Genomic DNA, 18,024 nt, shown 5'->3' on the forward strand with positions numbered 1-18,024 from the left:
TAAAAGAGTAGACCGAACAGCTCTGCTGTTTCATCTGCACGCAATAAAAAAAGCAGGCAGCCCTACGGCTTTCCTGCTTTTTCAGTACCTCGCTTCTAACATTTCCTTTCCCGCAGCTTACTACTGACAGCGCTCCCCCATACACCACTTGAGCAGGAGGAGCCGAGCCCAGTGTAAGAGACATCCTCAAGTGTTAAATTTCACAGGCGTAAGTGTCAATACTACCTCTTAAGCGTTGTGCTTCTTTGTAAGTGCAGCGGTTATGAATCACTTGCAGACCTGCTTCGCTGGCAATCTTGGCTGCTTCTGGTGCAATAACTCCTTCCTGCAGCCAGAAAACTTCAGGTTTTACTTGAGAAGCTTCTTTAGCAATTTCAACTGCAGCTTCTGGACTTCTGAAAATTTGAGCCACATCAATCTTAAACGGGATAGAACTCAAGTCAGGGTAAGCCTTTTCGCCCAACACTTCATCTTCCCGAGGATTAACAGGGACGATCTGATAACCCAATCGCTGCATTTTGCGAGCAAGACGGTGACTAGGTCTTGAAGGTTTTCCACTTAATCCTACAACCGCCAGGCGCTTAGGACGAGTAACTTTCCGGCCGCCCTCTTCTTCTGTCACCTGTGAGGAGCTTAGTGCCCACTTAATGACTCCTTCATCATTTTCAGTAATCGTTGCAGCTACTTCATTCCCTGTCGCTTTACCGATGGCATGATTTAAATCATTGATTAAATCTTTTACTGATTCTAAACCAACAGACAAACGAATTAATTCCTCAGTTACTCCACTTGCAGCCAAATCCTCTGCTGTTAACTGCTGATGGGTCGTAGAGGCCGGGTGAATAATTAGTGATTTCGCATCTCCTACGTTAGCCACATGAGACCATAGGGAAATATTATTGATCACCTGACGACCTGCTTCACGCCCGCCTTTAATACCAAAATTGACGATAGAACCATAACCCACTTCTAAATACTTTTTAGCAAGATCATGGGCAGGGTGATCGGTCAGTCCAGGATAGGAAACCCATTCCACGTCAGGATGACCTTTTAAATATTGCGCTAATTCTAGCGCATTATCATTATGACGCTCAACTCTTAAATGCAGTGTTTCAAGACCTTGAAGAAGCTGGAAAGCGTTTTGGGGACTCAGGCATGCTCCTAAGTCTCTAAGTAACTGTACGCGCAGCTTTGTACTAAATGCTAGCGTCCCGAAGTCTGCTGCGTAGCGGATGCCATTATAGCTTTCGTCAGGTTCAGTAAATACTGGAAACTTTCCGTTACTCCAATCAAATCGTCCTCCGTCTACGACTACACCGCCGATCGTCGTCCCATGTCCGCCGATCCACTTTGTGGCTGAATGAACAACAATGTCCGCTCCCCACTCAATAGGTTTGCAAGAGTATGGGGTAGCAAACGTGTTATCCACGATTAACGGCACATCATTTTCATGAGCAGCATCAGCTACTTTTTCAAAATCAAGCACGTGAAGGCTCGGGTTACCAACCGTTTCAGCAAAAACAGCTTTTGTTTTGTCAGTAATCGCTTTACGGAAATTCTCTGGATCTTCTGGATCAACAAATACCACTTTAATGCCGTATCTTGGCAGCGTATTCGCGAATAAGTTATAAGTACCGCCATATAAGTTAGCTGCAGCCACAATTTCGTCCCCTGAACCTGCAAGGTTTAAAATCGCTAAGGATATCGCAGACATTCCGGAAGCTGTTGCTACAGAAGCTACCCCATTTTCAAGTAGAGCCATCCTCTTTTCAAAAACGTCCACCGTCGGATTCATAATTCGCGAGTAAATGTTACCTGGCTCATCTAACGCAAATAAACTTTGCGCATGGTCAGTATCGTGGAATACATAAGATGTCGTTTGATAAATAGGAACAGCTCTTGAACCTGTGGTAGGATCTGGTGATTGCCCCCCGTGCAGGGCTACTGTATCTAAATCATAGCTTTCAAATGAGTTCGTCATTGTAACTTCCTCCTTGATTTTTCTCTTAAAGAAATTGAATGGCAAAAAACCCCTCTTCGATAAGAAGAGGGGTTATAAATTCAGGTCCTCCTCTTATCTCTCAGATCTATGAAATCTGTAGGAATTGGCACCTTTTCAAACCGATGTTTGTAGGTTGCCGGGCTTCGCAGGGCCTAGTCCCTCTGCCGCTCTTGATAAGAGTATTTATTTAGTTAACGTGGTTATGTTATTGAATTATAAGCACTACACAAAACAAAGTCAATAATTTTTCGAATATTTATTTAATAGAGTTGCGAATGGATTGTTGAAATTGAGCAGCAATATCTTCTGCTTCTTCAATCCCAATTGACAATCGAATGGTGTAATCAGAAATTCCTAATTTTTCTTGTTCTTCCTCCGTCAACGCTCGGTGAGAGGTACGGATTGGATAAGAAACTGTGGTTTCGACACCTGCTAATGTAGGAGCCAGCTTAATCCAGCCCAGCGATTTAAAAAAGGCTTCAAAATCGACTTGTTCAGCTAATTCAATTGTGATAATCGCTCCATTGCCTCTCTCAGATACATACTCAGGATAATAAACTCGTTCTACTCCCGGATCTTCTTTCAACACATGAGCCACATGCTTCGCATTTTGAGACTGCTGCTTCATACGTAAAGCAAGTGTTTTGGATCCACGCTGAGTCAGCCAAGCTTCAAATGGACTCAGATTCGTTCCTAAGCCAATAATTCTCTGCTTAGCTTTCGCAATAAGATCACTTGGCCCAACTACTACGCCTGACGTTACATCACTGTGCCCGCCTATATATTTCGTAGCACTGTGTGCTACTAGATCAACCCCTTGCGTGTAAGGCTGAAGTAAATATGGTGTAGCAAACGTATTATCCACCATCGTCTTTAAATCATGCTTTTTGGCAATATCGACGAGGAGCTCGATATCTTCCACGCGTAAGAAAGGATTCGTTATAGATTCCGTATAAAGCAATTTCGTATTTGGTTTAATGGCTGATCTTATAGCCTCGGGATCTGCAAATGAAACCATTGTAAATTCAATACCAAAACTTGTCAGCTGCTTCGTAATCAATTGATGCGTACCACCGTATATATCTTCAGCTGTCACAATGTGATCACCAGCTTCAGCTATGGAAAGGATTCCAGCCATGATTGCCGAAATTCCAGAAGAGGCGGCCGCACCTGCCTCTGCTTCTTCAAGGTTGGCTACAGCTTGTCCTAATTCATCGGTGTTCGGATTATTTTCTCTTGTATATAAATAAGGTGTGTCACCAGAGTAGTAACTTTCTAAGTGTTCCAAATCACGAAATGTAAAAGCGGACGTCTGATAAATCGGTGTCGCTTTACTGTTCAATGCGGTGTTTTGATTCAATTTATTATGTACAACGCGTGTACTAAATAATTGATCAGCCATATGATCCATCTCCTTCACTTGGTTATTCACAACAGTATATCTTATTCCCAGCACCTGTTGTCAAAAAATTATCTCCGTCGCGTCTGTAAAATCTCTTGAATAACATGCTGATAATAATTAAAGTCATGAGGACAAAAATGTTGAGGCAGCAACGTTTTGTTTTCCCCGTTCATAACCGATATTGCTGACAAAAATGGTCGATTTTTCGATATCATACTTAAGAAGTCTTCAAGATCGATCTTCACTACATCTGTTACTTCTTCATTCATCAACAGGGGTAATGCTTCATCAAAAGGAAATAAGTAAATGTGGCAAATTTCGCGATCATTGAACTTCTTCATCTTTAATTCTTCTTTATAAAAACCGGTATAGCTGATTTTTTCTTCTTCTAATTCCAGCCCTAACTCTTCATGGATTTCCCTCAGCCCGCCTTCTATCCGAGTTTCACCAATCCCGATATGACCTGCGGCTGTAATGTCATACAAATTAGGGAAATCCTTCTTCACATTCGATCGCTTTTGAAAATAAATCATCGTTTGATTCCTGTCATGGCTGTAAAACCAGCAGTGGAAGCTTTCATGCCAATCTCCGTCGCGGTGAACTTCATCTCTATCTTTTTCACCTATGGGCGTTAACCAATCACTGAATATTTTTATAATTTCTCCCATACGTTCATTATTTCTCCTCGCCATTATTTATATATTCATTAGTCTACCATATAACGACAAAATGCGAGGAAAATCGTTTAAAATTCTCCCCTTTAGTAAAACTAGATAAAAGGAGGTTTATGAGATGAACAGAAAAAATAAGCGTGTAAATAAAGAGGATACTTCGAACGAAGCAGCTGAACTCTTTGCCCATCCATCCAATTTCAGTCAAGCATTTACCCACCCTCATAAAGAAGATAATGAAGAATCAGAATCAGATGCTTTACTTAATCACTATCTCGATCATGATAAAAAGTAAACCTGGCTGGGAGAAAACTGAATAAAGCATGAAATCATCCGAACGATCTTGTAGAAATCAGTTCGGATGATTTATATAAAGAATTACACCCTCGCTCCGTCAAAACACTTCACTTTCGATGGACACGACCTCAAATCCCTCGATAAGTTAAAAATGCTTAACTGCGGGCTCATCGATTTCCGCTGTCCCAGGACTCTTTGTTTTTCGTGCGCTCATGAGCTGCATTTATACAATGTTCTATTTTGACATCTCAACTTTACTTAATCTTATTTTTCACTTCATAATACTTCAAAATCTGCTATCATTTATGGAAGAGAAACCCATTTCAAGAAAGGACGTTGATAAATGCATCACAAAACGAAATGGTTCACTTTTGTTATACTTTTAGTTAGTTTTGCCTTAGCCGTTCAATGGAGTATGAGTGATAAAGACAATGCCACAGAAAAGTTAAAAGTCTTTCAAAATCCGAGTCCAGATGAAATTGATCTTCCAAATGAAATTGAAGAAGTGGAGAACCGAGAGGACATTGATGAATTTTATGAAGATCAGATACACGGATATAAAAAAGCCAAAAATCTTAATATTGTTCAATCTCTTGACCAATCTTTTAAGATACCCGAACACGAAGGTACTTTAACAATCGATGAGGTTTGGTACACACAGCAACAGATTTTTATGTACTATAGTGTTGATTTAAAGATTTTTGAAGAAAAAGAATATACGCCTTCTCTCCCCTTCTTCGAGATTTCCAGAGTTAACATAGCAAATAAAGGTCAGCTGCCGACTCAAACACGCCCTATTTTTAACAGCAACTCAAATGATTCGCACTATAAAATATATGATGGCAAATTATATGGTTTAGCTCACTTAGATCGCTTAGAACAAGAAGGTTTGGAACATCAATCTATTCAAAACGGTCAAGATGCTTCATTAAATGAAGCAGCCCCTACAACGTTTCGATTAGAAATGGAAGATGGGTTTCATAAAACGGAAGAACAGCCGATCAGCTATACATATGAACCAGGGCAAGAAATTTTACATACAGAAGAATTCCACCAAACGTACAAAAAAGATGGTTTAACCGTCCGGCCAAAGAAAATCGAGTTTGGCATTATGAGCAGTAAAATAATGTTTGAAATTGAGCATGAAGACTATCCAATTACAAACTTAAATGGCACCTTACATATGGATGATCAAAGCTTTTCTTTAGCTCATATTTGGCAGCGTGACGAAAATTCCCAGATCTTTGAATCTCAGGTCCCCCCTGCTTCAGATATTCCACAATCCTTAAGACTTGATTTAAAAACAGTGACAATGGTTCGTGAGGAGGAGTATTCGCTAGAAATAGATGTAAGTGATTATGATAAAGCTGTAGAAGAAGGTGATCGGGCAACCATTCTAGTAGAGGAAAAAATAGGAGAACATCTAAACACTGATATTATCTTAGACGAAAAAGTTTATGATACCTCCATGACCTCTCAATTTCGATTGTCATTTGAACCGAAAGAAACCAGTGAGTCTTTCTATTTAAGTTCGCAGTCTGCCCATTTTGGAACGTCGTTAAATCATAAAGACGACCTTCTTGCAACTATAGATGGAGAAGAGATCAACCCTCAGCCAGGTATGGGATATGACGGCCAAAACACAGTCTTAGACGTAAATAGTTACTCTCTTAAAGGGTCAGAAAAACTGCGGTTAAATTTCAAAAAAACACCCATCTCTAAGAATATCAATTTCTCAGCAGAAATAAAGGTAGACTAATCATCCCCTCTAAAATGGGGAAGGAAAACGGCGGCTTATTGTTTACCGTTTCTTCTCCCTTATTTATTTTTGTGTACGTAAGATCGCTTAAAAAAATCTATGACGGCTTGATTAACCACGTCGCTATGAGTTGCAGGCAGCTGATGATAAGCTTTATCTACTACCACTAAATTAGCTTGAGGACATGAATGGTAAAAGGGGGCTTGGTGATTAATCCATTCTGCCCGGGTTCCGTACAATAATAATAACGGCATAGATAGCTTGTATAATTGACGTGTGCAGTCATACGTTAAGGAATTACGGTAAAATGCATACCATACGTCAACATCAGACTTTAGAATATGATGAAATTGCTCAACTTTAGTCTCATGATGTTTAAAATGGGAGCTGCTCAATAGTCTAGCCAGTGATAACGGATTGTGCTTCAGCCATTTCATTCCAGCTAAAAACTCAAGTTTTAAAAGTCTCGTGTTCACTTTCGGAAAAGCGCCGGACAAAATTAATCCTTTTACCCTATCAGGAAATTGAATCGCAAATTCCTGTGCGACTGACCCTCCTGCAGAGTAACCAAATATAAACACTTGGTCTAATTTCAAATGATCCACTAATTCCAATAATTCTTTGGCATAATCTTCAATTCCAGGGTTTCCAGTGAGTGTATCTGAATCTCCGTGGCCGCTTAAGTCAGGCAGAATCAATCGAAAATGCTGACTGAGCTCATGTTGATACGCAAATACTTTTCTTCCCATCCCCGGTGGATGAATGAATATAAGGGCGTGGCCAACCCCTTGATCTTCATAAAAAATACGCTGTCCGTCTTCATTGATGAAATACCCCATACACATCCCCTACTTTTTAGTAATTTCATGCTGCTTAGTGTTTCCTTTTCTCCTTTAACCATTCACCGGATGTGAAAACTCAATGAACATTTACACGAACGCCTTTTTCTTCTCAATTAGTAAATTGACACCTTGATTCCAGCAGTCGTAAACTATAAGAAGGTACATAGAAGTGAGAGGAGTTTCTTATGAAGAATCAACGTTTTCTTATTGCTTTATTATTTATAACCTTGACCATTTTACTGTCTGCATGCGGTGAAAAAGAACTCGAGGACCCTTTGGAATGGGAAATTGATAACATAAGCGGCGTAACACAATCAGGTGAAGACTTTTCTGTCGATGACATGGAAGGTGATGTTTGGCTCGCGAACTTCATTTTCACATCATGCGATACCGTTTGCCCTCCAATGACTCGTAATATGAGTAAACTTCAAGATCAGTTGGAAGAAGAGGGAATTGAAGCAGAGATTGTTTCATTTAGCGTGGATCCTGAAGTAGACACCCCTGAAATGCTGAAGGAATTTGCCTCTGCACAAGATGCTGACTTTTCTAACTGGTCCTTTATTACCGGTTACTCTCAGGAAGAAATTGAAGAGTTTGCTCAAGAAAGCTTTCGTACCGTTGCCCAGAAACCAGAAGGAGCCGAGCAAGTATCACATGGGTCATCTTTTTTCCTGGTCGACCAGAACAATCAGGTAATGAAACACTATAAAGGGGACACAGATGTCCCTTATGAAGATATTATTGAAGATACTGAAATCTTAGCTGAACAATAAAAAAACGAGCAGCATATGCTCGTTTTTTTGCCAATTTAGCTATGTGCAGCAGCCAATTCTTTTATCTCTCCACTTATGTGATCTCTTGCCCGTTTCATTCGGGTTTTTAAAGTATTTTCATTTAAGTGGAGAACATGAGACATTTGTTTTACAGATAAATCACCAAAATAATACAAGTACACAGCTTTATGATAATCCGGCTTCAAATGGTCAATAGCTTCATGAATCTGGCCGTATTCTTCTTTTTCCACAATTATGTCTAAAGGATTACTCTCCTCGTCCTCCTGACAATGCAGCCATTGATCTTCCCACGGAGTTACGTTACGTTTTGTGTAGCTTCGCAAATAGTCTTTACAGTGATTGATCATAATTCGGAACACCCAAGCTTTAAGATTATTGCCTTTCTTAAACAGATCAAATCTCTCATAAGCCTTCAGCAATGCTTCCTGAACCATGTCTTCAGCTGTCATCTGTTCTTTTACATAGCATCTTGCTGTTCTCAGCAATGCGCCGTAATGATTTTCGACAATTTCATTAAGATGCTGCTCTCGATTCATGCCCATCACCTTGTCCATTCCAATAGTATTTCAATATTTCCTTTTTTTATCGTACAATATTCCTATCGAATAAAAATCTTGTTTTTGTACTATTATCCTTAAACAATTTAGCAATTTTTCCATAAATGGCACTCATTCAGTTGCTTTCTTTCTTTATTTTTACAGGAAATTGATATGAGTAGTTCATTATACCTAATTAGAAGCGACAAAATTTTTCCTGTTTTACAATGAACAGTAATCGAAAAAGAGAGGAGCGAAGACAGATGGATATTGGGCGCAGGATAAACATCTATCGCAAATTAAACCAAATGACATTACATGATTTATCTGGGGAAGCGATTTCCACAGCGCACTTGAGTAAAGTTGAAAATGGATATCGCCGCCCTGGAGAATCGACGTTAAAAAAAATATCCAATTCCTTAAACCTCCCCTTTGCCTTCTTCGACAATTTTGAAGAAGAAGATCCTGAGGTTCATCATGTTCTCACTCAACTGGAGCAGTTTATTATTACTCAAGTTGAAAAAGCTACACCGCTTGTAGATACGATCGTTGAGAACTATTACGACTACCTATCCAATGTCCATCAAGAAATTTACTTTTTACTGCTTAAATGTGCTTTTTACTGCAAAACAAAAGACTATTCGAAAGCCAGGAAAGTTTATGATACATATGTCCAGCCTTTTATTGATGAAGACGATATCGATAAAACACCTTTATATGTGCAAAATGCTTATCATTATTGTGAAGGCATTCGTCATTATCAAAAGTCTGATTTTCAATCAAGCCTTGCTCATTACAAGAACTTTCGACTGGAGAAACAGCCTCTAAGTGTAAAAGCAGCGCTGACTTATAATATAGCAGTCTTATCAAATGCTGTAGGGAATTATCGTCAAGCCATCACCTTTAGTTATGAAGCTTTAGGTTACTACGAAAACTTGAAACAGCACCAACAGGCGGCTATGGTGTATAACTTAATTGGAGTCATCTATTTAAATAAAGAAGAATTTAGTAAGTCAATGGAATATTTAACTCAAGCACAACAACTCGCGAAAGAGTTTAAAAATTTTCGGTTATTAACTCAAGTGCTTCATAACAAAGGAGTGGTTATGAGAAAAGATGGGGCTAATCATGAGGCGTGTGAGTTCTTAGAGGAATCTCTAGCGTTAAAAGAAGCAGAAGGATTAAAAGCTAATAAACAAATTTCTTACCATTCCTTGTGTAAAGCCTACCTTAATTTAGATCGATTAGAAAACGCCTATGAGATTTTTGCAAAAGCTAAATCTGAAGTGATTAAGACATCAGATTATTATTACCTTCTGGAAGCTTTTCTTGAATACTATAAAAAAACAAATCAAGGTAAGATGTACCAAAGAAGTTTAGAAGAATGTATTGATTTCTTTGAACAAGATGCTGATCAAGAACCTTTAGAAACATTGTACTTAAAGCTTGGTGATTACTTATATGAAACAGGTAAATACAAACGAGCGGCCGACTGTTACCTTTTACATATTAAGCAGACGCGTCCTTGTTAGTAGGCTCCTCAGACATGGATAAACCTCAGCACCTGTTTCATTCTACAGGGACTGAGGCTGTAATTTTAATTAAATATTGTATAGAAGCTATTGATGACGGAGAGAGATTAACTCGTTTTAATCGGTAGTGCAGGCGCAACTGGAGTCGATGCTTTAGCAAAGTCTAAAGTGCAGATATGCTTAATCACATGCGCTCCTCCATTAATTAAAGACAGACTGAAAAAATTCAGTAAGTGCATCAAAAAACTCCTGTATCGCATTTGATAAGTTATCCCAGAATCCTTCATCATTAAGGATGTCCTGGAGGCCGCCCGTCAATTCATCAAGCTGATTTTTCACATCATCAAAGTTTATATTTAAGTTACGCATTTGATCGAATAAATCAATTAAGCGCTGACGATCTTCTTCACTAAGTTCAATATTCAAATTACTAAGCTGTTCTTCTACGATTTGTTCAACCTCTTCTTTCGTAGCGGGATTTTGTTCAGCTATAGCTTTCTTAATTTCTGTTAATAATTCACTAACCTCAGCTTCATCCACACCCTCTTCGTCCGCAAGAGAAGTGGCTACGTCGAGTTCTTCATTTGCCACTTTCATTCGATCTTCATCTAAAGAAACTCCCTTAGCGTCATAAGCTTTATATATACCTGTAAGAGCAGAGTGACCACTTACTTGAACGGAAGAGGCTACAAGCACATCAGCATTCTCGACTCCTGCTGTTAACAGAGCATTGTGATACATTTCTTTTGTTACTTTGGTAATGTTATCTGGCGTGGCGATCTCAATATTGATTCCTTCTCCATCATCTTGATGGATGATTTTCACCGAAGAATACATATTGGAATTCGGATTACCACCGATGTAATTTGCAATATCTTGACCTGTGACGGTAAACTCATCAACTTCGTCATGCTGATCCACTTCCAGTAAATCAGTAACTTCACTTTTCTGTGCATCGGATAAAGCATCTCCATAAACAACGATAGGCAATCCTAATTTCTCATTAATCCCTTCATTACCATTGCCTGTGGAAGCTTGTACTCCTTGCGGAATGACAGAAGTCAACATCAATATGAACGACAACAAAAACAAGCCGATATGATTTTTCATTATGTTCGTCCCCTTAGTTTATAGATTCAAACTTATTTACGATTATGCTAAACTTAACTTTTATTATACTTATTTTCTTTTATTTGGCACCTACTTTTTTGGATTATTTTCCCGCTTCTATTTTTACGTATTGACCGTGTATAAGGTTTCAAAAGGAGTGACAAGATGATTATTTTTAAGACAATGTCCCTATACATATTCGCTATTGGTTTGTTCTTAGCGGGGGTCACCCATTTTGTATATGATGAAGGCTTTGCAGTTATGATTCCAGACTTTGTCCCATATAAGCTTGAACTTGTTTATGTAACAGGAATCATGGAATGGATGCTCTCTCTTTTTCTCATATTTCCTCAGACTAGACGGGCAGCCGGTATTGCCACAGCTGTTTTTCTAGTAGCTGTCTTACCTGCCAATATCTATGCAGCCATTATAGGGGCCCCGGCTCCATGGGCTGAAGATACCAATCTTATTATGTTATGGCTGCGGCCGCTTTTCCAGCCTTTATTGATCTGGTGGGTGCTTGCTGCTTCGAAATAGTATCTTGGGTCGCCCATTATTTGATACACTACAAATAGATTAAAAATAAGGAGGCTTATTCGTGAGGTTAGAAAATAAGAAAGTCATTGCACTCGTAAGTAAAGACTTTGAAGATTTAGAGTTATGGTATCCGGTTCTCCGCTTGCAAGAAGATGGTGCAGCCGTTCACCTTGTCGGCGAAAAAGCCGGCGCAGAATATCCTGGTAAATATGGCGTTCCTGCTACCGCTGATTATGCCTTTGAGGATATCAATCCTGCTGATTATGATGGCATTCTCGTTCCAGGCGGCTGGTCTCCGGACAAGCTTCGCCGCTATGACCGTGTGCTTGAAATGGTTCGTCATATGGATGAAAACAAAAAACCAATCGGCCAAATTTGCCATGCAGGCTGGGTACTGATCTCAGCTAACATCTTAGAAGGTAGAAAAGTTACCAGTACGCCTGGTATTAAAGATGATATGAAAAATGCCGGTGCCGAATGGTTTGATGAAGCCGTAATCGTCGACGAACACATCGTTTCTGCTCGCCGTCCACCTGATCTTCCGCCTTACGCCAAAGCTTTTGCTGATCTATTAGCCAAATAATAAAATCACACCTTCAAAAAGAAGGTGTGATTTTTTAAAACTTGTTTATTCGTTTAATGCTTTACCTGCCAGCATCCGAAGCACAGCATCATCCATAGGCGGGTTATGCAATCCAGCTCTTACATCACGATAATATTTTTCAAAAGGCTGATCTTTCGACAATCCTCTTCCCCCTGCAATGCGCATGGCAAGGTCTACAACTTCCACCGCCGCATTCGTTACTGCCAATTTTACTGCAGCCAACTCCGGGCCCATGTGTTCTCGCTTTTCAGGCTCTTCGTCCCATTTTCTAGCAGTCGAATACATAAAACTATGAGCCTGCATAAGCTTCCATTCCATCGCGCCAATCTTATCCTGAATATGACTGACTTCAGAGATCGGTGTATCCAGACTATTAGGCTGAAAGTTTTTTGCAAAAGTAATTGCATCCTTACGAGCAGCAACAGCAATTCCTAAATAACATGCAGGGATATGGAGCAGCCATCCTTTGGGAGATGGCTTTGCCTTACTTTTCATTTCCACCAAATGATCCACACTAAGTTCAACATTCTCCAGAACTAAATCATCACTTGCTGTGCCGCGCATTCCTAACGTATCCCACGTCTTCTCCACTTTCACCCCAGGCTGATGACGGTCAATGATAAACCAGCCGATATCTTTCAATTCTTCTACGTAAGCAGAGACAATGTAATAGTCAAGATGATCAGCCATTGAAGTAAACGTTTTGCGTCCATTCAAAATATAATGGTCACCTTTTTTCACAGCGTTTGTTTCAGGGATACCTCCTCTAGTCGGACTCCCCGTTGCTGGCTCTGTGGCTGCTCGATTAACAATCGCTTGATTTTCAATCACTTGCTGGGCTAGGTCCATAAAGTGATCCTTCGACCAACTCCTGTCTTCGCTCAATTCCATAATCACGCCGACGTGCCACCCTATAGATAGAGCAACCGATCCATCACCTTCAGCAATTTTTTCTTGTAAAAATAAAAATTCATATAACGATATACCCTCTCCTCCCAGGCGAAGAGGTAAACTTAAGGAAGGATAACCTTCTTGTTTAATGACTTTTAACGTTTGATGAGAAAAAATCGCTTCTAAATCGGTTTCCTCTAAGTGGGAACGAGCTTCTTCAGCAATATTCTTTGCTTTTTCATAGAGACGCTCATGCCTCTCATTTCTTAACCATGAACGTATAAGATCACTCATCTTCTCACTCCCTTTCAAACACTCTATTTAAATCATACAAAAGCGATCGTAATAATGCGAATCATCCGTCTTTCATATACCATATCCCTTATTATGGGCATTAAAAATATCATTTACTTAAAATTATGGCTTTTTCTTAACTTTTAGTGGGCAGATTTCTGTTTTGATATTCTTCTAAAAATAAAGGAATTTTCTTTCTGAAATAGAACTAATTAGTGATGAATTGAAGAAGGAGAGAATCTATATGAGCCACCCGATCTACCTTAAGATGAATACGGTTTTTGTTCATGTCTCCGACTTGACCCGATCCGTTCGATGGTACAGTCAGTTGCTTGATCGCAGCTTTAAAGAAGAAGACGTAAGCGATCCCGTCTATACATTCTCTTATCACAACACACAAGCTTAACCCTGGATGCCGGCCCACCCGGCACTAATCCAAAAACTTTCGAACCGCTCCCTTACCCTCTCTTTAACATTTATACGGAAGACATTCAAAAAGCTTATTCATTTGCACATATAAAGGGGCTGCGCATAGCAGCCCCCATCACTGAGTTTGAAGATTTATCCTTTTTCAATCTATATGATCCCGATCGAAATATCATCATGATTTGCAACGGGTAACAAAAAAGTAAGCAATACAACTTTTTTGTCTAAAGAAAAAGAGTCGCTTTGTGGGGAGGATGAAAGCTGAAGATTCACTTGGTCAAAATGACCAAGTTAGCTGAGGTCATGCCAGCGGCAAGCATCCAAGATTCGTGAGGCTCTTTAAGATTAGGTAAGACTTTTTCAGTGGCCTCAGCCGTTTCCAACACAAAATCTTCTCTACAAGCTGAAAAAGGGCGTCACCGCCCCTTTTCAGTTATCTAATATCCTCTAATGCTTGTTTAACGGAAGCATAGCTTTTTAATGACATTTCCTTAAAATCAGCATAGGGAGCACTTTGCATAGCGAAATTCGGTTTTACTCCTGTAAGTAAAAGCGTTGTTCCCATTAAGTCAAGAAGCTGATTTAATTGATAGATACCTAAATGGATATCTTCATTAAACGTAAAAACAGCCGATAAGTCTAAAATCAAATAGTCTTCCTTCATTTCTTGCACGTGATGACTCACAGTTTCAAGCATTTGTTGTAAACGCTCTTCATCAACTGTGCCTATTAATGGCAGTATAGATATATTATCTTCTATTGGAACAATAGGAGTCGATAACCGTTTCACTTCTGATAAATAGTGTTCAACGAGATTTTCAGCCTCTCGCCTTTGGGTAACATTCTGTTGAACCCCGACAAAAAATAATTGATCCACTTGCTTAATATGTACCGGGTAAATCTGCAGTTCATTCCAAAAAGGGGTACCGTCTTTTTTGTAGTTTAATATCTCGACCTGAACAAATTGAGAATTTGCTAAGCCCTCACGGATTTTGCCTACAGCCCCAGGGTCTGTATCCTTTCCTTGCAAGAATCGACAATTATGCCCTAATATTTCTTCACTCTTGTACCCCACAAGTTCTTCAAACCCTCTGTTCACATAAATGATAGGGTTATCTTCCTGCTCTGGATCAGAAATAACAACCCCCGCACCCACATGGTCAATGGCAGCTTTTATAAATTCATTTTGCTGAATGTCTTCTAGTTTATCTAGCGAATGATAAAGCATATGTCCAATCCCCTCTAGAGAAATATAATTACTATCATAATAAAATGAACAAACGAAAATTTCCAATCAAACGTCACTTTCCCAAGGGACGATCTTAAGCATCGGCCAGCGCTGCATCCACTTTAGAGCTTTACTCTCGTAGACTTGTCTAGTAACCAGTTTTTTATTAGGGCGTACCACCATATCAAATAAATCTTGTAATCCATAAGGGGCGTATATGGTATACTGCCCGCTTACCCTTTTCACCCCTACAGCCGATGCCGTAGTAGGCCACGTATCAATGGCATGCTCTACCGTTTGATAAGGTTTTATTTCTTTTCCAAACTTATCCTCATACCACAAGTGGACACGCGCTTCATTCGTGACATCTATAGAAAAAGGAAGGTCGTGTAATGCTTCTCTCAACTTTAACTCACAAGCCTTCTCTTTTTCCCCACTAAGATCGGAAGAGTTATGATAGACAATATCTATATCGCCAATTCCATATCCTTGAGGACTCCCGCTTAATTCATTCCATACCGTTTGCGTAATTCAACCGGCACCAATTTAATAGTGGCTAAACTCTCCATCAACTTTCTGAAAAACCTCTTGTAGAAAGTCAGTACGTCTCACTATGTTGGCTAATCTTGAGTTAAGCATTATTGCCCCCTCTCCACGAATCACTCGTAAGTAAATGAATAAAAGCTTTTACTTGTGGAAGACCGCTCGTTTCTTCATAAAAACATACCCATGTTTTTCGATTCATCGGCTGACCGTTTATGTATAAGGGCAGATGGGGCAGCTTCCATAGTTCTTCTGCTGCGATACTCTTTGGTAATACGGTCATTCCTAGGCCGGTCACCATTAACTGTTTAGCCGTTTCAAATTGATCAACTTTCATCGTACGTCTGTATTTAATCTTATTTTGCTGCAGCATCCACTCTTCTACAAGCTTTTGATAATCGGCATCTGTTTTAAATTCTATAAAGGGACGCTCAGATTTCCCATCTAATTTAACGGTATCAAATAAATATAACGGATCATCAAACAACTCATAGCATTTGTATCCTTTTAAAGGCTCCCCTCTAACGATGGTGACGTGAAAGTCTCTTGCTGTATGTTTAATCTCCGCACTTGCTCCTGTGACAAGATCAATTTTAACGTCCGGATAAGTGGTCGTGTACCTTTGTAAAATGTGCGGCAAATAGTGCTGACTGACAAGTGATGACACCCCTAAAGAAAGTGTACCTCTCACTGACTCATTTTTGCGCAGCAATTGATTATGTAACTTTGTTTCAGCTTCGAGCAAAGCGGAAGCATGCTCCAACACCACCTCTCCCTCTGGAGTGAGGACTAATCCTTTTGAGGTGCGGATAAAAACTTCCGCTCCTAAATATTCTTCAATATATTTTAAACGCTGAGTAACTGCCGGCTGAGAAATCAAGACATTCCTCGCCGTCTCTCGAATCGTTTTATAATTGTGCAAGTGTACGAGCAGCTGATAGTCTTCTAGTTTCATATCTTACCTCCGATTAGATTTTCTTATCAATTTTAATTATAAATTAATATTATTTTTATCACAGTATGAAGAGTATGATAAAGATAACTAGATTGAGGTGAGCCTATGAATCAGAACAACACTCGTAAATTATTAGTTGGATACTTTGCCTATGAATGCGGGAGGGCTATGTATTTTGTCCTCGTCACATGGTTTTTATTTCAATGGACTGAAAACGCCCTGTATACGGGGTTGTTTGTAAGTTTCGGTTTTATTCCAGGTTTGTTTTCAAACATCATTTTCGGCGTCCTAGTTGATCGTTATAATCGTAAAACATTAGCTAGTCTAGCAGGGCTCCTAAGTATCTTCGTTCTTATTATGTTGTGGTCAGCTTTTTTATTGGATTGGATTAACCCGTGGGGCGTAATCATCACTCATATGTTCCTGCAGACTACAGGTTCGCTTTTTCGGCCATCTTTACAAGCGTTAGTGGCGGAAGTATTCAAACCAGAAGAGCTTCCAAGAATCTTTTCACTTTCTGGATCAGCCACCATTTCCGGCAGTTTAACTGGAGCAGGGCTGGGCGGGGTTTTTTCAAGCTTTCTCCCTATTTCTCTCGCCTTGTTCATCGTTATTATTTTCTATCTGGCAGCATCTTTAATGATTTATCTCCTAAATTATAAGCCGCTTTTTGAACGGAAAGATGAGGAGCACTCGCAATTCTTCAAGGAAATTCATTCCGGCTTTAAATATTTACATGAGCACCGTATGCTCTACGGTTTATTCGTCATGATGATGCTCGGGCAGTTAACTTTTCATACTACTCTTGGATTTTTATCCGTTTACACGAGTGAACATTTACAGAGATCTGCTTTAGTCTATGGTTCATTAGACGTAACTTTCTCTATTGGAGGAATAGCCGCTGGAATTCTTGGAGCCTGGTGGTGGAGAAGAATGCAAAACCGCATGGCTGTTTATGCCATGTTCACTATGGCAGCGGGGTTAGGGATGCTGGGTTTCTTTCAAAACATAGGAGTGGTGTTTACTGGCATTCTTTTAATCGGTGCTGGTACCTCCATCGTACGAGCTCTATTGCAATCGGTTCAGCAAATAGCTACGGATCGTGCGTTTCATGGTAGAATGGCAAGTTTTCGAATGTTATGTAACCAGTCTTCCGTAGTTATTACAGGCCCTCTATTTGGATGGATCGCCAATGAAAATGGAGCTAACTTTGTTTTTTTACTCCTGTTGATCCCCGTGGTTTTTGGACTAATATGGTCCTGGTTCCAATCTAAGCACCCGCAGTTCATCGAAATAACTTCAAAAACCGCATGACAACAAGGTATGTTTAAAACATACCTTGTTGTTTTCATGTATAAAGATACCGCTAAGCCTCTCGTTTTCTATCTTATCTCGCTTCTTCCTTAGGTGTCTTATAAACCTTTTCAACCTCAACTCCCAGTGTCTTCAGATAATCGACGATCTGGTCTAGGCTTTTCATAATTTCACCTCAATGTAATGTTAGGATGACTTAAAAATCTCTATGGCTTATTTACGAATGACTTACTTACTTTGTTTCATATTCTCTAATCTAACCATACCCCAGATTTCATTATTGTATT

18 protein-coding genes and 1 riboswitch are annotated in these 18,024 nt (G+C 39.6%); of the genes, 8 read left to right on the plus strand and 10 right to left on the minus strand.

What is annotated here, in order from left to right; translation table 11 throughout:
- Nucleotides 1-193 precede the first annotated feature (193 nt).
- The 3 genes from ACGTNH_RS19410 to ACGTNH_RS19420 all read right to left on the minus strand — a co-directional run bounded on the left by ACGTNH_RS19410 (nt 194) and on the right by ACGTNH_RS19420 (nt 4,072).
- Nucleotides 194-1,981, minus strand: a complete 1,788-nt coding sequence (locus ACGTNH_RS19410) for a PLP-dependent aspartate aminotransferase family protein (RefSeq protein ID WP_394588662.1) — start codon at nt 1,979-1,981, stop codon at nt 194-196.
- A 90-nt stretch (nt 1,982-2,071) separates the two neighbouring features.
- A riboswitch (SAM riboswitch) is annotated at nt 2,072-2,182 on the minus strand.
- A gap of 76 nt (nt 2,183-2,258) precedes the next feature.
- Nucleotides 2,259-3,404 carry a trans-sulfuration enzyme family protein gene (locus ACGTNH_RS19415; RefSeq protein WP_394588663.1) on the minus strand — a complete coding sequence of 382 codons (1,146 nt, stop codon included), beginning with the start codon at nt 3,402-3,404 and terminating at the stop codon, nt 2,259-2,261.
- Between the two features lie 68 nt (nt 3,405-3,472).
- A complete protein-coding gene (locus ACGTNH_RS19420; RefSeq protein WP_394588665.1) occupies nt 3,473-4,072 on the minus strand; it encodes an NUDIX hydrolase in 600 nt (199 codons plus the stop codon).
- Nucleotides 4,073-4,196: 124 nt separating this feature from the next.
- Between ACGTNH_RS19420 and ACGTNH_RS19425 the strand changes: the two genes are divergently transcribed.
- Nucleotides 4,197-4,370 carry a hypothetical protein gene (locus ACGTNH_RS19425; RefSeq protein ID WP_394588666.1) on the plus strand — a complete coding sequence of 58 codons (174 nt, stop codon included), beginning with the start codon at nt 4,197-4,199 and terminating at the stop codon, nt 4,368-4,370.
- A gap of 345 nt (nt 4,371-4,715) precedes the next feature.
- Nucleotides 4,716-6,131 carry a hypothetical protein gene (locus tag ACGTNH_RS19430; RefSeq protein WP_394588668.1) on the plus strand — a complete coding sequence of 472 codons (1,416 nt, stop codon included), beginning with the start codon at nt 4,716-4,718 and terminating at the stop codon, nt 6,129-6,131.
- 59 nt (nt 6,132-6,190) lie between these two features.
- On the opposite strand, the gene ACGTNH_RS19435 is transcribed toward ACGTNH_RS19430, so the two are convergent.
- Nucleotides 6,191-6,970: an alpha/beta fold hydrolase gene (locus ACGTNH_RS19435; protein WP_394588669.1), complete on the minus strand. Its 780-nt coding sequence runs from the start codon at nt 6,968-6,970 to the stop codon at nt 6,191-6,193.
- A gap of 188 nt (nt 6,971-7,158) precedes the next feature.
- Between ACGTNH_RS19435 and ACGTNH_RS19440 the strand changes: the two genes are divergently transcribed.
- Complete coding sequence (locus ACGTNH_RS19440; protein WP_394588671.1) at nt 7,159-7,746, plus strand: SCO family protein; 588 nt, start codon at nt 7,159-7,161, stop codon at nt 7,744-7,746.
- Between the two features lie 35 nt (nt 7,747-7,781).
- Here the strand turns inward: ACGTNH_RS19440 and ACGTNH_RS19445 are convergent, their stop codons facing one another.
- A complete protein-coding gene (locus ACGTNH_RS19445; protein ID WP_394588673.1) occupies nt 7,782-8,303 on the minus strand; it encodes an RNA polymerase sigma factor in 522 nt (173 codons plus the stop codon).
- Nucleotides 8,304-8,566: 263 nt separating this feature from the next.
- Between ACGTNH_RS19445 and ACGTNH_RS19450 the strand changes: the two genes are divergently transcribed.
- Nucleotides 8,567-9,835, plus strand: coding sequence for a helix-turn-helix domain-containing protein (locus tag ACGTNH_RS19450; RefSeq protein WP_394588675.1), 1,269 nt, complete (start codon nt 8,567-8,569; stop codon nt 9,833-9,835).
- Nucleotides 9,836-10,036: 201 nt separating this feature from the next.
- On the opposite strand, the gene ACGTNH_RS19455 is transcribed toward ACGTNH_RS19450, so the two are convergent.
- On the minus strand, nt 10,037-10,945 hold the full coding sequence (locus ACGTNH_RS19455) for a DUF1002 domain-containing protein (protein ID WP_394588677.1): 909 nt from the start codon (nt 10,943-10,945) through the stop codon (nt 10,037-10,039).
- A 165-nt stretch (nt 10,946-11,110) separates the two neighbouring features.
- Between ACGTNH_RS19455 and ACGTNH_RS19460 the strand changes: the two genes are divergently transcribed.
- Together ACGTNH_RS19460 and ACGTNH_RS19465 are read left to right on the plus strand one after the other, a co-directional pair.
- On the plus strand, nt 11,111-11,482 hold the full coding sequence (locus tag ACGTNH_RS19460; RefSeq protein WP_394588679.1) for a DoxX family protein: 372 nt from the start codon (nt 11,111-11,113) through the stop codon (nt 11,480-11,482).
- Nucleotides 11,483-11,543: 61 nt separating this feature from the next.
- Complete coding sequence (locus tag ACGTNH_RS19465) at nt 11,544-12,065, plus strand: type 1 glutamine amidotransferase domain-containing protein (protein WP_394588681.1); 522 nt, start codon at nt 11,544-11,546, stop codon at nt 12,063-12,065.
- A gap of 45 nt (nt 12,066-12,110) precedes the next feature.
- Here ACGTNH_RS19465 and ACGTNH_RS19470 read toward each other — a convergent pair whose 3' ends face one another.
- Nucleotides 12,111-13,271 (minus strand): acyl-CoA dehydrogenase family protein, encoded by a 1,161-nt coding sequence (locus ACGTNH_RS19470; protein WP_394588683.1) that lies wholly within the window; start codon nt 13,269-13,271, stop codon nt 12,111-12,113.
- Nucleotides 13,272-13,515: 244 nt separating this feature from the next.
- Between ACGTNH_RS19470 and ACGTNH_RS19475 the strand changes: the two genes are divergently transcribed.
- Nucleotides 13,516-13,677 (plus strand): VOC family protein, encoded by a 162-nt coding sequence (locus ACGTNH_RS19475; protein ID WP_394588684.1) that lies wholly within the window; start codon nt 13,516-13,518, stop codon nt 13,675-13,677.
- Nucleotides 13,678-14,130: 453 nt separating this feature from the next.
- Here ACGTNH_RS19475 and ytvA read toward each other — a convergent pair whose 3' ends face one another.
- From ytvA to ACGTNH_RS19490, 3 genes are all read right to left on the minus strand, one after another.
- Nucleotides 14,131-14,925, minus strand: a complete 795-nt coding sequence (gene ytvA / locus ACGTNH_RS19480) for a YtvA family blue-light photoreceptor (RefSeq protein ID WP_394588686.1) — start codon at nt 14,923-14,925, stop codon at nt 14,131-14,133.
- 66 nt (nt 14,926-14,991) lie between these two features.
- A complete protein-coding gene (locus ACGTNH_RS19485; protein WP_394588808.1) occupies nt 14,992-15,456 on the minus strand; it encodes a nucleotidyltransferase family protein in 465 nt (154 codons plus the stop codon).
- A gap of 100 nt (nt 15,457-15,556) precedes the next feature.
- Nucleotides 15,557-16,423: a LysR family transcriptional regulator gene (locus ACGTNH_RS19490; RefSeq protein WP_394588688.1), complete on the minus strand. Its 867-nt coding sequence runs from the start codon at nt 16,421-16,423 to the stop codon at nt 15,557-15,559.
- A 105-nt stretch (nt 16,424-16,528) separates the two neighbouring features.
- Here ACGTNH_RS19490 and ACGTNH_RS19495 point away from each other — a divergent pair, with 105 nt between their 5' ends.
- Nucleotides 16,529-17,737 (plus strand): MFS transporter, encoded by a 1,209-nt coding sequence (locus tag ACGTNH_RS19495; protein ID WP_394588689.1) that lies wholly within the window; start codon nt 16,529-16,531, stop codon nt 17,735-17,737.
- Nucleotides 17,738-18,024: the final 287 nt, after the last annotated feature.

This window comes from Halobacillus sp. B23F22_1, assembly GCF_043497005.1.
Lineage (GTDB): Bacteria > Bacillota > Bacilli > Bacillales > Halobacillaceae > Halobacillus_A.

Excerpts from the sequence above, each read along its gene's own strand:
- ACGTNH_RS19440 (WP_394588671.1), top strand. The coding sequence starts at position 7,159 with ATGAAGAATCAACGTTTTCTTATTGCTTTATTATTTATAACCTTGACC.
- ACGTNH_RS19445 (WP_394588673.1), bottom strand. The coding sequence starts at position 8,303 with ATGAATCGAGAGCAGCATCTTAATGAAATTGTCGAAAATCATTACGGC.
- ytvA (WP_394588686.1), bottom strand. The coding sequence starts at position 14,925 with ATGCTTTATCATTCGCTAGATAAACTAGAAGACATTCAGCAAAATGAA.
- ACGTNH_RS19460 (WP_394588679.1), top strand. The coding sequence starts at position 11,111 with ATGATTATTTTTAAGACAATGTCCCTATACATATTCGCTATTGGTTTG.
- ACGTNH_RS19425 (WP_394588666.1), top strand. The coding sequence starts at position 4,197 with ATGAACAGAAAAAATAAGCGTGTAAATAAAGAGGATACTTCGAACGAA.
- ACGTNH_RS19410 (WP_394588662.1), bottom strand. The coding sequence starts at position 1,981 with ATGACGAACTCATTTGAAAGCTATGATTTAGATACAGTAGCCCTGCAC.
- ACGTNH_RS19420 (WP_394588665.1), bottom strand. The coding sequence starts at position 4,072 with ATGGGAGAAATTATAAAAATATTCAGTGATTGGTTAACGCCCATAGGT.
- ACGTNH_RS19415 (WP_394588663.1), bottom strand. The coding sequence starts at position 3,404 with ATGGCTGATCAATTATTTAGTACACGCGTTGTACATAATAAATTGAAT.
- ACGTNH_RS19435 (WP_394588669.1), bottom strand. The coding sequence starts at position 6,970 with ATGGGGTATTTCATCAATGAAGACGGACAGCGTATTTTTTATGAAGAT.
- ACGTNH_RS19475 (WP_394588684.1), top strand. The coding sequence starts at position 13,516 with ATGAGCCACCCGATCTACCTTAAGATGAATACGGTTTTTGTTCATGTC.
- ACGTNH_RS19455 (WP_394588677.1), bottom strand. The coding sequence starts at position 10,945 with ATGAAAAATCATATCGGCTTGTTTTTGTTGTCGTTCATATTGATGTTG.
- ACGTNH_RS19490 (WP_394588688.1), bottom strand. The coding sequence starts at position 16,423 with ATGAAACTAGAAGACTATCAGCTGCTCGTACACTTGCACAATTATAAA.
- ACGTNH_RS19495 (WP_394588689.1), top strand. The coding sequence starts at position 16,529 with ATGAATCAGAACAACACTCGTAAATTATTAGTTGGATACTTTGCCTAT.
- ACGTNH_RS19430 (WP_394588668.1), top strand. The coding sequence starts at position 4,716 with ATGCATCACAAAACGAAATGGTTCACTTTTGTTATACTTTTAGTTAGT.
- ACGTNH_RS19450 (WP_394588675.1), top strand. The coding sequence starts at position 8,567 with ATGGATATTGGGCGCAGGATAAACATCTATCGCAAATTAAACCAAATG.
- ACGTNH_RS19470 (WP_394588683.1), bottom strand. The coding sequence starts at position 13,271 with ATGAGTGATCTTATACGTTCATGGTTAAGAAATGAGAGGCATGAGCGT.